The sequence below is a fragment of the Pseudomonas orientalis genome (assembly GCF_001439815.1).
Classification (GTDB): Bacteria; Pseudomonadota; Gammaproteobacteria; order Pseudomonadales; family Pseudomonadaceae; genus Aquipseudomonas; species Aquipseudomonas orientalis.
The window spans coordinates 360,235-374,738 of sequence record NZ_JYLM01000005.1 but is presented as its reverse complement, the minus strand read 5'-3'; the positions used below and the strand labels follow the sequence as shown (position 1 = coordinate 374,738).

Annotated in this window: 15 protein-coding genes and 1 pseudogene; 5 read left to right on the top strand and 11 right to left on the bottom strand. The window is 59.5% G+C overall.

Features of this window, described 5'->3' with window-relative positions:
- Positions 1-85: 85 nt before the first annotated feature.
- Positions 86-1,180 (top strand): pyoverdine biosynthesis transaminase PtaA, encoded by a 1,095-nt coding sequence (ptaA, locus tag TU82_RS15355; protein ID WP_057723995.1) that lies wholly within the window; start codon positions 86-88, stop codon positions 1,178-1,180.
- Positions 1,181-1,251: 71 nt separating this feature from the next.
- Here ptaA and TU82_RS15350 read toward each other — a convergent pair whose 3' ends face one another.
- From TU82_RS15350 to TU82_RS15325, 6 genes are all read right to left on the bottom strand, one after another.
- The gene (locus TU82_RS15350) at positions 1,252-1,968 is read right to left on the bottom strand and encodes a hypothetical protein (protein WP_057723994.1); all 717 of its coding nucleotides are present in this window, start codon (positions 1,966-1,968) and stop codon (positions 1,252-1,254) included.
- A 120-nt stretch (positions 1,969-2,088) separates the two neighbouring features.
- Positions 2,089-3,102, bottom strand: a complete 1,014-nt coding sequence (locus tag TU82_RS15345) for a sensor domain-containing diguanylate cyclase (protein WP_057723993.1) — start codon at positions 3,100-3,102, stop codon at positions 2,089-2,091.
- A 99-nt stretch (positions 3,103-3,201) separates the two neighbouring features.
- Positions 3,202-5,103: an alkaline phosphatase D family protein gene (locus TU82_RS15340; protein ID WP_057724104.1), complete on the bottom strand. Its 1,902-nt coding sequence runs from the start codon at positions 5,101-5,103 to the stop codon at positions 3,202-3,204.
- A gap of 277 nt (positions 5,104-5,380) precedes the next feature.
- On the bottom strand, positions 5,381-7,609 hold the full coding sequence (locus tag TU82_RS15335) for an ATP-binding protein (RefSeq protein ID WP_057723992.1): 2,229 nt from the start codon (positions 7,607-7,609) through the stop codon (positions 5,381-5,383).
- Entirely contained in the window at positions 7,606-8,220 is a 615-nt protein-coding gene (locus TU82_RS15330) for a biliverdin-producing heme oxygenase (RefSeq protein WP_057723991.1), read from the bottom strand. Before TU82_RS15330 ends, TU82_RS15335 begins: the two co-directional genes overlap by 4 nt.
- 197 nt (positions 8,221-8,417) lie before the next feature.
- Complete coding sequence (locus TU82_RS15325; RefSeq protein ID WP_057723990.1) at positions 8,418-8,798, bottom strand: response regulator; 381 nt, start codon at positions 8,796-8,798, stop codon at positions 8,418-8,420.
- 193 nt (positions 8,799-8,991) lie between these two features.
- On the opposite strand from TU82_RS15325, the gene TU82_RS15320 reads away from it, so the two are divergent.
- Together TU82_RS15320 and TU82_RS15315 are read left to right on the top strand one after the other, a co-directional pair.
- Positions 8,992-9,366 carry a c-type cytochrome gene (locus TU82_RS15320; protein ID WP_057723989.1) on the top strand — a complete coding sequence of 125 codons (375 nt, stop codon included), beginning with the start codon at positions 8,992-8,994 and terminating at the stop codon, positions 9,364-9,366.
- A gap of 56 nt (positions 9,367-9,422) precedes the next feature.
- Positions 9,423-9,983 (top strand): annotated as a pseudogene (locus TU82_RS15315) (hypothetical protein).
- On the opposite strand, the gene TU82_RS27935 reads toward TU82_RS15315, so the two are convergent.
- From TU82_RS27935 to TU82_RS15300, 3 genes are all read right to left on the bottom strand, one after another.
- Positions 9,934-10,353 (bottom strand): hypothetical protein, encoded by a 420-nt coding sequence (locus TU82_RS27935; RefSeq protein WP_338110595.1) that lies wholly within the window; start codon positions 10,351-10,353, stop codon positions 9,934-9,936. The pseudogene TU82_RS15315 and the gene TU82_RS27935 sit on opposite strands and share 50 nt — an antisense overlap.
- Before the next feature lie 145 nt (positions 10,354-10,498).
- A complete protein-coding gene (locus tag TU82_RS15305) occupies positions 10,499-10,786 on the bottom strand; it encodes a colicin E3-like toxin immunity protein (RefSeq protein ID WP_057723987.1) in 288 nt (95 codons plus the stop codon).
- A 15-nt stretch (positions 10,787-10,801) separates the two neighbouring features.
- Positions 10,802-11,965, bottom strand: coding sequence for an S-type pyocin domain-containing protein (locus TU82_RS15300; RefSeq protein WP_057723986.1), 1,164 nt, complete (start codon positions 11,963-11,965; stop codon positions 10,802-10,804).
- Between the two features lie 529 nt (positions 11,966-12,494).
- On the opposite strand from TU82_RS15300, the gene TU82_RS15295 reads away from it, so the two are divergent.
- Positions 12,495-12,803, top strand: a complete 309-nt coding sequence (locus TU82_RS15295; RefSeq protein WP_057723985.1) for a DUF3077 domain-containing protein — start codon at positions 12,495-12,497, stop codon at positions 12,801-12,803.
- A gap of 135 nt (positions 12,804-12,938) precedes the next feature.
- On the opposite strand, the gene TU82_RS15290 is transcribed toward TU82_RS15295, so the two are convergent.
- Entirely contained in the window at positions 12,939-13,310 is a 372-nt protein-coding gene (locus TU82_RS15290; RefSeq protein ID WP_057723984.1) for a PH domain-containing protein, read from the bottom strand.
- A gap of 157 nt (positions 13,311-13,467) precedes the next feature.
- Here TU82_RS15290 and TU82_RS15285 point away from each other — a divergent pair, with 157 nt between their 5' ends.
- Positions 13,468-14,103, top strand: a complete 636-nt coding sequence (locus TU82_RS15285; RefSeq protein ID WP_057723983.1) for a LysE family translocator — start codon at positions 13,468-13,470, stop codon at positions 14,101-14,103.
- Positions 14,104-14,110: 7 nt separating this feature from the next.
- Here TU82_RS15285 and TU82_RS15280 read toward each other — a convergent pair whose 3' ends face one another.
- Positions 14,111-14,440 carry a hypothetical protein gene (locus TU82_RS15280; protein ID WP_057723982.1) on the bottom strand — a complete coding sequence of 110 codons (330 nt, stop codon included), beginning with the start codon at positions 14,438-14,440 and terminating at the stop codon, positions 14,111-14,113.
- Positions 14,441-14,504 lie beyond the last annotated feature (64 nt).

The following is a 14,504-nucleotide window of genomic DNA, read 5'->3' as shown; positions in this document are numbered from 1 at the left end:
GCGCTAAATCAGGCGGCATTTTCCTCGTCATACTTCTCTGTACGACCCGTACGAATCCCACGTTCGTCTACAAGGAGTAGTTGCCATGGTCAGCGTCAGTCGTCGATCTCTTCTCGCCTTGGGCGCGGCCTTGCCGGTGCTGGGGCACCTGGATTGGGCCGCCGCAAGCCCCGCGCCGGCGGCCTCTGACAAGGTATTGCTCAACTACAACGAAAGCCCCTACGGGCCGTCGACGGCGGCGCTTGAGGCGATGCAGCGGGGCAGCGCGGAATCGGGGCGTTATCCCTATCGGCATATGTACGCGCTGGCTGCGCTGTTTGCCCAGCAGCAAGGTATTAGCGAAGAGAGCGTGGCAGTGTTTGCCGGCTCCATGGCCGCGCTGCGCTATGCCGTGTTGGCATTCACCCGCCCAACCCGTGGCCTGGTGATGGCCACGCCGTCCTACGAAGTGCCGCGCCAGGCAGCCGCGTCGAATCAGGCGCCGGTGCGCGAAATCAACCTCGATACCGGGCACGCCCATGATGTACCGGCCATGCTCGCGGCTGATCCCCAGGCCGGCATGCTGTACCTGTGCAACCCCAACAACCCGACCGGCACCCTGACGCCAACCGAAGCCATCCGCCAGGCGCTGGCGAACAAACCCAAAGGCAGCGTACTGGTGGTGGACGAAGCCTATATCGACTTCTGCGATGCCCCCAGTTGCGTGAGCTGGACCAGGGACCACGACGACCTGCTGGTGCTGCGCACCTTTTCGAAAATCTACGGCATGGCCGGTGCGCGCCTGGGCCTCGCTGTCGGCCATCCGGCATTGCTGGAGCAGTTGGCCGTGTTCGGCGGCGACAACGTGCCGGCCGGTGCCAGCCTGCTGGGCGCCCATGCCAGCCTGGAAGACGTCAAGCTGCTGGGCCAGCGCAAGGTGCTCAATGCCACATTGCGTGATGAGACTATCGCCTGGTTGAAGGATCAGGGCTTCAGATGCACGGCGTCGCAGAGCAACTGCTTCATGATCGACGTCAAGCAACCCGCCGAGCAGGTGATCGAACGGCTGGCTGCACAGAATGTGCTGGTGGGGCGTGTGTGGAGCAACTGGCCGCAGTGGGTGCGGGTGACGGTGGGTAACCGCCAGGAGATGGAACGGTTTCGCCAGGTGTTCGCCACGCAGATCGTGGGTGTGGGCTGAACCGCATACAAAAGGTGGGAAAGGGCAAGCCCGTTCCCACCTTTCAGTCCTGCTGCGTGACCGGCAATGCGTTACTGCTGGGCGATGCTGTAGCCGTCAAAGGCCGTCTGCTGTTGCAGTGCAGCTATCACGCTCTTGCGGCTCAGCGGCTGTTCAGTGCCGGCGTTATCCACAAAGCTTTCCACCTCCGGCTCGGCTTCATCGCCCTCACCGACAAAGTTGAACCCCAGGAATTCGAACGCTTCACGGTCCACATTGAGTCTGGAGCGCGGCGTACGCAGTGGCAGGGTGACGCTGGCGCCCTCCTTGCTGATCACAAACACCTCGGCTTCTTTCTTGGCGCGCGCGGCCTTGCCCTTGCCTGCGCTTGGGTTGCTGATGGCCTGGTGCGACTGGTTCAGCACTTTGAGGGCCAAGCCGTAGACCAGCTCCTGAAACTCGGGATCGTCCTTGAAGCTGGACAGGATACGACTGATGGAGAACTTGCTGCTCAGGTCTTCCAGGGCAGCGTTATCGGCGGCTTCGGCGTCTTTCAATTGTTTGAGCTGGCCCATCAACTCGTAGGCCTTGTCATCGTCGAAAGCGTCGTGGGCCTGACGGATAGCCACGCGCAACTCGCGGATCTGGTCGCTTTCCTTGGAGGTGTGAAACGCGTCCAGCACCATTTCGCTGATGATCTTGGCCGCTGGCACATGCTGTGAAAGATTGATGGCGTTCTCGTACTCGGCTTTGGCGTGCAAGGCGGTTACGGAGGCTTCGGCGGATTCAGCGGTGTAGGAATCGGACATTGAAATTTCACTACTTCAGTAAACGGGGAGAGACAAAAAACGTCGGGCATTTTCAGGGGGCAGGGGAGTCAGGTCAAGGCAACTGCGAAGGTGAACCGGTCAGGTCAGGTTGCCGGCGAGTTATTCCGACACGCCATTCTTACCCGCCGCCTTGGACCGATACAGCGCCTGATCGGCACGTGTCATCAGAGCGGCCGGTGACTCGCCCAGCCGGCGCTCCACTACACCCAGGCTCAGGGTTATCCTGGCGTCACCCACGGCGGGCATTTCCTGGATTTTATGACGCACCCGTTCGGCCAGCTCTTTCGCCGTCTGCAGCGTACTGTTGGGCAAGACCAGCATGAATTCATCGCCGCCCCAGCGCGCCAGCAAGTCACCGGCACGTACGCAAGCTTCCAGGCCTTCCACGACCCGTACCAGCGTCTGATCGCCTACGCCATGGCCATGTCGGTCATTGATCGGCTTGAAGTCGTCGATATCCATGGCCACCAGCGCCAGTGGCAGGCGAAAGCGTTCGGCGCGGTCGCACTGTTCGAGCAGTACTTTTTCCAGGCGATAACGGTTGGCGATGCGGGTCAGGGCGTCCCGTTCGGCCAGGGAGCGGTTTTCGTCCAATTGCAATTGCAGCTGCTGATTGACGCGCGACAGTTCAAGGGTGCGCTCGACCACCAGGGCTTCGAGGGACTGGTTACGCTTTCGCAGGCGTTCCAGGGAGCATTTGCGCGTATGGATATCGCGGTGCACGCCCACCATGCGCGCGACCGAATTGTCGGGGTTACGCGCGATGATGTAGCCACGATCTTCGATCCAGAGGTAGGTGCCGTCGTGCTTTCGACAGCGGTATTCGGCTCGGTAATGAGGGGCGCGTTGGCAGATATAGTCATCAAAGTCGGCCATCACGCGGGGGTAATCCTCAGGATGGATCAGGTTTTCCCAGGTGAATACGCTGTTTTCCAGGGCGTGGCACGAATAGCCCAGCATCTCGTACCAACCGGGATTGCGGTAGACGAATCCGGTATTGGCATTCCAGTCCCATATCCCGTCGCTGACCAGCTCCATGACGGCATGCAACAGGTCGGTGCTGAGGTCGGAAAAATCATTACGCGGTGCTTCGTTACCGGCTGTATCGTCCATCGACGCGCTTCCTGCGTGAGCTGTGGTTGACGCCGATACTCCGTGGCTGACGCTACTGTATAACGCGGCCCATGCGCTTTGAATAGGTCAGATGTGCGGTCAAGGGTGCGGTGCAATCATTTTCGTCCGAGGCTTGCCGTCTGCATTGTGTTGATAAATTGCCTCAGGTTGGCCCTGATCGTTGAAAAATACCTGACCGATCCCGGCTGAATTCCATAACCGTTCCCCTGCCTCGGCATGTTCCGGAATGTGCGGCACCACCTGCATGGTCCGGCGCCGGGTAAACCAGTTGAGCGGCGAGCGCGGTGAGTAGAGCCAGCGGTTGAGACGGTCGAACCATTCCAGCAGGCGTGGCGGGAATTCGTTCTTGATACCGCTGCTGGTGATCTGCCAGATCCTGGGGCCCGCATTGCGGTGGCGAATCAGCACCTCGTAGACGAACGAATAATGCACGTCACCCGACAGAATCACGTAGTTACCCGGTGTGCGCGAGTGGCGGAAGATGTTGAGAATCACCTGGGCGCTGCCCCGATGGGCCATCCAGTTTTCGGCGTCCACCAATAAGGGGTGGCCGCACCAGCTGAAGATTTTCTGCACGGTCTCGATCAGCTTCACGCCAAAGATTGGCGCGGGCGAGACGATGATGGCCGAAGGGTGGTCGAGCAGTTCCTGTTGCAGTTCGCTCAGGGCTTCCCAATCCAGCAGGCCGGAGGGTTGCTTGAGGGTGAACTCGCTGCGCCAGCGCCGGGTGCGGGTGTCGAGCACCACCAGCGCGGGGGTGGTCGGCAGTACGTAGTGCCAGTGCTGGAATTTCAACAGCGCTTGCACCAGCTCATCCTGCGCGCTGGCGTCGAGGTGACTGTGGCGTGTCGTGGCGGTCAGGGCCTGGGTGCGTTTCACCAGCTCGCCAAACACCTGCGGTTGGTTGCCCCAGCCCTGGCACAGCATATAGGCCAGCAAGGCATTGCCGATGATACGTTTGGAGAACGGGTGGCCGTAGGCGGTTTCCTCCCATTGGGCGCTGAGGTTCCAGTCATCGGTGATGTCGTGATCGTCGAATATCATCAAGGTCGAGAGATGGGCAAAGACCCGTGCAACGCCCGGCAGGCCGTCACGAAACCGATCGATCAGCACTTGCTCGCGGGCGTAACGCTGCCGTTCCTCAAGGCTCAAGTGCGGCGGCTGGGGCGTGATCAGCGTCCAGGGCGTGGGAGACCAGGCCAGCAGGTACATCGCCAGGACTTCGGCGAAGCTCACGAGGTGATTGTCTGCGGTGCTGCTGGTGAAAATCGGCTTCTTCACCCCGCCGAAAAACCGCTCGCGCAGGGTCTCGTTGCTGTCCAGCGCGGGCAGCAGGTCGGCCCTGTGGTAATAGCTGGCACGATGCTCATAGAGATTGGCGCTGTCGTCTACCACCGCGCCCTCCAGATACTCGTCGAACAACTCCAGGCGTGCAATCAAGGCATGAATTGCGCGCAACATCGGCCCGGCGACGTCATCGGCGTAGATCTGGTCGCCGCTCATCATCAGCAAGGCCGGGCGGTCGGTAGGGGGCGGCGCAGTCGCGAGCAGCCGGTCCACGCACAGCAGGCCTTCGTCTGCACGGTGATGGGGTTTGCGACACGAACCATGCACCAACTGATGCAGGCGGCTATGCAGAACGAAGTTCGCAGTGCCGGCTTCAGGGTACAGAAGATGCGCAGCCCACTGTGCAATGCCTTGGGTATCGATCAGCAGGTCGTAGCCGATGGCGACGTCCTGGGGCAGTTCATGGTCCAGTGCGACGTCGATCAGGTGGATGAAGGCGTGACGTCCAACGGCGACGACTTGGCACTGGTGTTCGTCCAGGACGATCTCCAGCGTTTCGCCTTGAGGCACATGCAGCTTCAACGTCAAGGCCAGGGCGCGGCTTCCCACCAGCCACATGACCAGTCGCCGGGGTTCCAGGCGCCGAAGAAGGGGGCCCGCAATGACGGCGGGCAGGGTGTCGGGTTGGGGCATCAGCAATGCCGCTCATGCAAAGTAGAACGGGGAAGCATAACGCCCGGGATGTCAGTGTTTTGTTAAGAGCGTGCGACGCCGGGCGCAGCATTTCTTGCAAAGGATCGGCAGCGGTTCAAGTCAGGAAGCCCTGTCCGAGAGGATCCAGATTCGAGTTGTTTTTTGTCTGTTGGGTTTGCCGCTGTTGGCTGGCGTCCACCGGGGGAGCCGGCTGCGCGGGACTGACCGGGGCAGACGTTCCCGGCCAGCGGTATCGCAAGATGTCGCCGCGTTTATTTCAGCTCGGCTTTGGCACCGTGAACCGGAACTCACTGCCGCGTCCCACTTCACTCTCGGCAACGATCTGGCCGCCATGGGCCTGGACGATGCCCTGGGTGATGTACAGCCCCAGGCCGCTGCCGGTGGGGTTGTTTTCGGTTTTCGTCCAATAGCGCTCGAACACGTGAGGCAACTGGTCCGGCGCAATGCCTTCGCCTGAGTCGCGCACCGAGAACACGATTTCTTCACCATTGCTCATGGCGCTGATGCCGATATTGCCCTGGCGGGGAGTGAACTTGATGGCGTTGCCGATCAGGTTCGACAGCACCTGGAACAAGCGCTCCGGGTCGGCATTGATCAGCAGCCCGGGTTCGGCGTTGAACGACAGGTCGATGCCTTTTTCCATTGCCAACGGGGCAAGCAACGAATAGGCCTCATCGAACATTTGGCTGACATCCAGCGCCACAGGTTTGACGACATAGCGCCCGGCCTCGATTTTCGACGTGTCGAGCAAGTCCTCCAACAGCACATTCATGCGCGCGGCGGCCTGTTGCATGGTGTCGATGGCCGAGGAGATGCGCCGTGAGGTGTGCGGGCCCTCGGAGCTGAAGGCCTTTTGCATCATGCCGCAGAGCATGGAGATGACGGTCATGGGGTTACGCAAGTCGTGGGACACCACGGCCACCAAGTCATCGCGCGCACGCACGGCCTGTTGCTCGCGCTTTACCTGGCGTGCCAGGTCGTTTTCCAGGGCCGAGCGGCGCAGGTCGTTGGCGGCAAACAGATCGCCATGGCTCCATTTGGTGGAGATGCCGGCCATTTCGACCTTCCAAATTTCAAACGACGTGCGTGGGCGCAGGCGCAGGCCGGCGTCGGAGTTTTCCAGATCCAGCGGTTTTTGCGGATCACCGCTCCAGTTGATGTTCTCTTTGACTTCCGGGCGGAACCACAGCACGCCGTTATCCACAGGCTTAGGCAGTTGCAGGGCCAGGACGCCGCTGGCGAGGGCCTGGAACTCGGCGGCCGGAGGGTATAGCGAAACCAGATTGTGGCTGGCCAATACCGGTTCGTCGCGTGCTTGCAGCCATTTGTGCAGCGCACGGATCTGCGCCGGTTCCGGGCAGTTACCGTGACGGTGCAATTGCTTGTCCTCGATGATCGCCACGCCGCCTGCCCGTGTCAGGTCCATCAGCAACTGGCCTTGTTGGGCCAGCCCATCGAACACATTGTCGTCCGAGGCCTTCATCGCTTGATCGAGAAGGGCCAGCGCCTGAAGTTTTTCATCACGCTGGCCGCTCAGCTCCAGCGCTTCCATGGCGCTGATCTGCAACGACAGCACCTGGCCAATGGTCTGGCAGGCAATGCGCAGGTCATTGGGCACCAGCAGAGGTTCGCGGTTGCCGCAACTGATCAAGCCCCAGAGTTTATCGCCGCTCATCAGCGAGATACTCATCGACGACAGCACGCCCATGTTCTGCATGTACTGGCAATGAATCGGCGACACGCTGCGCAGGGTGGCGAAGCTCAAATCCAACGGTTCGCCGGTGTCCGGCCGCAGCTTGGGCAGAAGCGGCACCGGCTCGTAGGCCGCATTCGGGATGATGCGCAGCCAGTTGGTGCGATACAGCTCGCGAGCCTGCTCCGGGATGTCGGACGCGGGGAAGAACAGCCCGTTGAACAGCTCCATGGATGGCGCCGACGCTTCGGCGATTACCTGGCCATGGCCTTCGTCTTCGAAGCGGTAGATCAGCACGCGGTCGTAACCGGTCATGGCCTGGATTTCATTCACGCTGATTTCGTACAGCGCCTGCAGGGTTTTCGCCGCCTGCAAACGTTGCAGCATCTTGCCCAGGTTACTGGTGCGACCGTTCACGGCGCGTGGGCGAAAATCCTTGAGTCGCGGCTCGAACTCCAGCACCAGCACGTTCTGGTGTCGATGCAGCAAGCCTTCGAAATCCGCGCCGTTCAGGGTGACGTGCAAGGGTGGCATGTCGAAGAAGGTATTGGTTCGGGCCATGGCCTGTACGGCCTGGGCGTGTTCGGCGCCGATCAGGCTGTGCAGCGGCTGGCCGAGCAGCGTTTCGGGCGCGTGACCGAACAAGGTGCCGACGTTGGCGCTGACCTGAATGATCTCCAGGCCGGGTTCCGACAGGGTCAGCAGTACACCGTGAGGCTGGATCGCCCCCGGAAAGCGAATGGGCTCGTTGGCGCAGTTGGCAAGCAGCTCTTCAAAATCTTCGGGTTTCATAGCGTTACCTCCTGGCTGTCGAGCCATTGCTCAAAACAGCTGAATGTCGAGCGGGCGGCGTCCACGGCGCGCAGCTTTGCGGGCGCGTCCAGCGGCTGGTCGCCCAGGTAATCAAGAAAATCTTTCCAGCGCCGCCCGGTCTCTGCTCCATAGATATCGAGAAAAGCGCCGCCGGTGTCGGCATCAACGTCCAGGCGCCGAGCCATTTCACGGCGCAGCACCTGGCCGCCCAGCGTCGCGCCCTCCAGTACATAGAGGGCGCCGAGGCAGGCAGCGGGGGTGTCGAGCGTTGGTAGTTGCGGGCAACGGGGCAGGGTGTCGATGGCATGATCGTCCAGGCCCAAGGCATAGAGATCACTGACCAGTGTCGGTGTTTTCACACGCATTGCCGTATCGAGGCCTTGGGGAATCAAGCTACTGTCGTACAGTGCCGCTTCCATAGGCTGATAAAAACCGAAGTATGCCTGGAGCAGGCGGCGATACCACTGCGCATCGAGGCGCTCGGAGAAAAACGGCAGACGCTTTTCCAGCGTGGCATGCAGCGAGGCCGTGCCTGTGCGCAACGCTTCCAGCAGTGGGGGCGCATCGACGTCATGGGCCTGAGAATGCATTCAGTAAGCTCGAACTGTGGGCCTCTCGGCCATGAATGACGCGCGGAAAATGGGCGACGATTCTACACAACTCGTAGTCGGTAACTAAACGCGCGAAGCGAAAAGGCTGACTAACGGATCAGAAATGTCGCTCCTTGCATCATCCATGGACCAACGAGCTCACCGGGAAGTTCGCTCAAGATGATATCGCGACGCTATCAGTGCATGGCCAGACCCTGCTGATTCAGCGCTGTCTGTACGCAGTCAATCAAATGCTGGGTGCTCCAGGGCTTGGGCAGGAACCGCACCGAACCGCCCAATTGCGCCGCCAGATGGGTATTGCCTGAGGTCAACACCACCTGCACCGTCGGCCAGCGATGCGCAACCACCTTGCTCAGGTCGAAGCCATTGAGCAACCCCGGCATCTGAATATCGCTGACAATCAGGTCCACCGGGTCATCGCCCCGTTCCAGGTAGATCATTCCTTCATCCGCTGACGGGAACGACGTCACCGATGCGCCGAAGTCCTCCAACACATCCACCATTAACGCCCGAATGATCTCGTCGTCTTCCAATACTAAAATCGATGGCTGAGCCATGATTCCTTACTCCACCATCAGGGTTCAGTCAGTTGAGTGGAGCGAGGTGGCATAGGTTCGATCGGCGCAGCGCTTAAACGATGGGTGGTGCCTGAACGGGTCCAGGTTGCGCACTTGCCGGCAGGTGCGGCACGATGCCAGCGCGCCTTACAAGCAGGCCAGATTGCCCGCAACAGCCGATGTGGAGTTCACCATGAAGTACGCCTTGTTCACCCTCGCTATGATCCTCAATACCCATGCGGCGCTTGCCGCCGGCGATGCCGAGGCGGGCGCCAAGCTCTTCAGCAAGACGTGCGGTGGCTGCCACAGCGTTGGCGACGACGCGCGCGGTGGTTTCGGGCCACAACTCAACGGCATCATCGGCCGGCCGGCGGGGACTACCACGGATTACCAATATTCCGACGCGATGAAGAACTCAGGCGTGGTCTGGACCCGCGACAAACTTGCGGCCTATATCGAAGCGCCGAAAAAGGTGGTGAGCGGTACGCGGATGATCTTCTGGGGCATCAGTGATCGGGAGAAGATTGAAAATATATTGGCGTATCTTGAGACGTTTCAGCCCAAATAACCCTGTTTAATCGCAAGTCAGGTCATCAGCCCCTCACACCGATAAGGACATTCCCCGTGAAGCGAATCGCGCTGCTTTTCCTCATCACCCTCACCCTGTGCGCCTGCCAATCCAACCAACGCGACTCATCGCCCAGCCTGTTCAAGGATGGTGTGCAGTTGCGTCAGGAAACCGTTGCCGTGGACGCCGAACACGCCAAGTCATCATGAAGGCCTACGGCGGCACCAACCCCGTCGAATTCGCCATCCTGCGCGAGGGCGACCCCGACCAGCGCATGGAAACCCTCGGCACGTGGTGGACACCGGTGAAGGCCGCATTTTCAACTGGATCGCCAAGCTGAACCAGACAGTGCCAGCGCGACCTTGAAGCGTTTTCCGCAGTTGGAGATCCAGGCGGATCCTGGCAAGAAACTCACCGTATCCGGCTCGGCGGGCAGTATAGGCAATGGCGCTTACTACAGATGCGGGCCGTTGGTGAGTAGCTTCAGCCCGCAGAAGGCGAAGGTGTATCTGGTGGATTTTCAGTTCAAAGGCACTAATTCGGCATGTTCGCAGCAGGTGTTTGATATTACGGATCCGGCGAATCGGGTGTTGCTTGAAGGAAAGAAGGAGGGTTGAGCGCAGTTGATTGAACAGTGGGTGTTGCCAACCGTTCGTGCGGTAAAGCCTGTGCGAATACCACACCGTTGAAGGTGTGGGTGCAGCAGTCGCAAGAGGGTTTCATAAGTTCGGGCGTTAGATGCGGGTTGACCTTTTGCAAGAGGCCGGCCTCGTCCACCCACAAGCCGCTGTAATAGGTATTCTCATCCGTTCTCACGTATTCCTGCTTGTCGCTTTCATGCAGCGCAACCAGCCAGAACACCGGCTCCGGACGATCCAACCGGGCGTTGGCTTCGCTGAAAACCTTGCTCCATGGGTGGCCGACTTTGGAGAGGAGAAAGCGGAATAGCGGTGTGTAATCAAACCCGTGTCGTAGGTGACTGTGCATGGAGCCTCGATTTGCCAAGGTGTTCCGTTCACCTTTTGTGTTCCGTTCATACCGATAAGCGCGACAGCTGCCGTGACGCACACTGTGGGTTCGGGTATTGACGGAGCGATAGAGAGGAGGCTTCTGCAGTGTAGGTCTCATTGCATCAGATCCCCGTCTTAGGTTGCTTTGGAGGAGGTGGCCACGCGCCTTGGTGACGGAAGGAAATCTGGTAGTCGAGGTGTGCGGGTTCAATCACGTGTTGGAAATACGGCTGAATAATCGTTGTCCAGTCAGCCAGCATGTCGAATACATCTGCATATATCGCAGTTTCCCCGCCTAAACCCAACGCTTCAAAAACACTGTCTGAGTCCTCGATATCCGCTGAATACTCATCTGCTTTCAAGTCATTGCTGTGTTTTTCGTACCACCGCAATCTGATTTTCATCACCATTTTCCGCGTTCCTCTTTATCTGTAAATTCGGCGTTTTGGATCCGCCGGTCCTCGACGTTCGGCGGTGTAAGGGTCAAACGCGCCGAGGTGTTCCAAATCACTGTTTCGATAGACTTCCAGCTCGCCTTTCTTGGCATCCCATTCAAAAATTTTTCGTCCTTTTGCGTCTATCCATCGTTCACGTAAGCCCGCTCCATTTTTTCTTCGTGTCACAGGCTTTTGGGGAATAAGACCAGGGAAGCCTGTTATGTCTTCGGTTTCGGGGGCAGGGAAGTAATCATGGTCTGGGTTTCTTAGCCCTTTCCTTGGCTTGTTAACCACCAGATACAGCGGCCGAACCCCCGACTCCACCGGGAACACCAGAATAAAATCCCGATACTCCGGCGGATAAACCGGGTTCACCAGAATCTGCGCGGCTTTCTCCGTCGGCGGGTAAATCCAGATGACCGGCGCTTGCGGTGCTGCCTCCAATGCCGGAATACCCAGCGTGTCCTGCGGATCAACGGCAGGCGTCCAGATCAACTCGACACCCTCACCCAACTCCGCGACAAACTGATCGTCGCGGGCTTGGAACTGCACCACATCGATCATCTGCCAGCTCGGATCGTTGCCGGTGTAAAACCCATACCCATTGAGCGTACCGTCCGCGCGTTGCTCGATATGCAACCGCATCTGTGACCGCGCCCGCGCCATCGAGCGTAACTGCTCCTCGCTGTAGAGCGCGCTGTCACCCAACTCCGACGGCCAGGCCAGCGCCACCAAACCTGTCAACAGGCCACTGGCGACGGAACCGACGGCAGTCGCCGCCGACTCCCACACTGCCGAACGCAACGCCAACTGCCCCAAGCCAGCGGGCAATGCGCTGCCGCCGATCTTGCGCAGCGCCACCGCGCCCTTACCGTCCACCTCACGTCCGCCCAACAGGCTGAAATGGGCGTACTCCTTGATCAGCTCCAGCGGGACATAACCGGTGGGGTCAGCGTAGCGGGTGAATCCGTCCGGCAGTTGGCAGGGCTTGATGAACACGCAGCCGTGAGGTTTGGCTGGCGTTGGGGCTGGGGCAGGGGAGGGCTCGAATAAATCAATCGCCGGCGAATAGGGCGCGCGCGATGGTTGCGGCGTCAGGATTCGTTGCCTGCGTTGTTCTTCTTCGGTAAGGGGGTAAAAGCGTTCTGACATGACCGGCTCACTTCCTTGTGCGAGGAAGTGAGCCTACGGGGGGCGATCAGGGGGCTGGAATTGGCATTGTTCGACCGTGAGTGTGGGAAAAGTAAACAGGATCTCAGGAGTTGGGATTGGGGTATGACGAATGAGGTGTTCGCCTTTCACTGCAGCGGAATCTGTACATACAAAAGCTCCCTTTCACGACCGAATCTTTGGGATTACGTTGTGGCCGTCGTCACTTCACGACGACCGGGCCTGGAAACCCGTGGGTATAGGCGCACAGGCGCCACCATTTATCACGACTGCTGGCGCCTTTTTGTGCCAGCATATGCGTGCTATGGCGGCTGTGCGTGGGAGACTCTTGAGTCTGCCGGGTTTGCCTATTACCCCCGGTTTCCAGCCTGCGCGCAGCTGCCACCATTCGCCTGGAAACGAATGAGGCAGCTCTCTTTGAAAAAATGGGAGCTATACCAATGAGCGTTTCTGAAAGGTCGTACCCTCGCAACACCGCAACCCACACTCCGGCTCAAGTCGGAGGTGCCCTATGATCAACCCACCCCTCAACAAAACCCTCGGTGTCATCACCTTTTCCACCTGCGGCAAACAGCCCAACCTCCACCGTCTATTTCGCGTCAATTCCGGCGTGCCCATTCGCGATGCCCTGCATCACGCCTCCGAGTTGCTGCACTGTTCCAAACTGCTGGCGTTGGATGCAGCCATGGACACGGGCGCGGATCGGTTTGCCTGGGCGGCGCATTATCTGGGGGAAATGGCGAAGGCGGTGGTGGATGATTTGGCGAATGGAATGTTGCCCAACGGGGTGGCTGAAGAGGGTGAGGCGGTTGGTGTGTAGGCGGGTGGTTTGATGGTGTGGCGGCTGGCGTCTTCGCAGGCAAGCCAGCTCCCACATTTTGATCGGGGTACATCCGTTAAACCGTATAGGCAGTAAAAAGACCTTGGGACGTCAAGGTCTTTTTTTATCCGCTGATCAAGTGAGCAGATGCTTTGAAATCAACCGTGAAATCTCGACAATCGCAGTCTTCCCCGTGAACTCAAACTTCACCTTCCCCAACGACGAAAAGTAAATCTCCAACTCCGAATCCAGATCAAACGTCCCCGACGTCTCCACCGAATATGCCACGATATTCTTGTACGGCAGCGACGTGAAATCCTTCTTGCTGCCGGTAATCCCCTGAACATTCACCGCAATGATGCGCTGGGTGGTGAACACCACGCCGTCGCGCATGGCCTTGTACGCGTCCACCACTTGCTCGCCATCGAGCAGCAATGACGCCACGCGTTCGGCGTACTCGTTGTTTTGTTTGAGCTTGAAGAAGCCTTTGTTGTTGAAATCAATCATGTGCCTGCCCTCGGGTGAACGGTGCGGTCGGTGTATGACGTTTTGATCACGGATCTGTATCTGACGCGCGCATTTTGAACGCTCTACCATGGCGTCCAACGCCACAACGTTGACCAAATGTTTCGCGTCGACGGAACAACCTCCAGAGGACCCAACCATGCCCGAACTGTCCAGCTGGCTTGCCTATGCGCTGATATCCCTCGGCATGGTGCTGACGCCCGGCCCGAACATGATTTACCTCATTTCACGGTCGATCTGCCAGGGGCGCGCGGCCGGGTTTATTTCCCTGGGCGGCGTGGCGTTGGGCTTTCTGGTTTACATGCTGTGCGCGGCCTTGGGGATTACCGCGTTGGTGATGGCGGTGCCCTTTGCCTACGACGCGCTGCGCTTTGGCGGGGCGCTGTACCTGGCTTATCTGGCCTGGCAGGCGGTCAAGCCGGGTGGGCGTTCGCCGTTCCAGGTGCAGAATTTGCCCCAGGACGGCCCGCGCAAATTGTTCACCATGGGCCTGGTGACCAACCTGCTGAACCCCAAGGTGGCGGTGATGTATTTGTCGCTGCTGCCCCAGTTCATCGACCCGAATGGCCAGGGCAGTGTGCTGATGCAATCGCTGGTGCTGGGCTTCACGCAGATTCTTATCAGCGTGAGCGTCAACGCGCTGATTGCCACGCTGGCGGGGTCCATCGCTGTGTTTTTTGTTACCCGGCCGGGGTGGCAGGTGGTGCAACGCTGGCTGATGGGGTCGGTGTTGATGGGGTTGGCGGTGCGGATGGCGGTGGAAGGGCGGCGGTAATCGCGGGTTACAGGATGGCCTTCAGGTAATCCTTGAGTGCGTCGAGCGGGGCATTGAGGGCTTCCAGCGTCGGCGCTTGGCGCACATGCAGCGCATGCCATTGCAGCTCGCGCCCCATCACGGTCGTTGCGCCGCCCAGGGACTCAAGCGCCAGCGTCAGGCACTCATCGAGCTTCAACTGGATTCCCGCCAAATCCCCCTGACGCACCAGCAACCCAAACACCTCGCGGTCATACGCGTCCATCACCGGATCATCCCGCAAAACCGGGCTGCCGCCGTCCGTCTCGTGCGAAAGCTTCAGTGCAAAGAGCGCAACCGCTTCCAGCGTCAATTCCATGGTTTGGGTTCCTGGGGCTTTGGGGGAGGGCGATGATCAGTGGACGTTATCGCGCGGCTCTGAA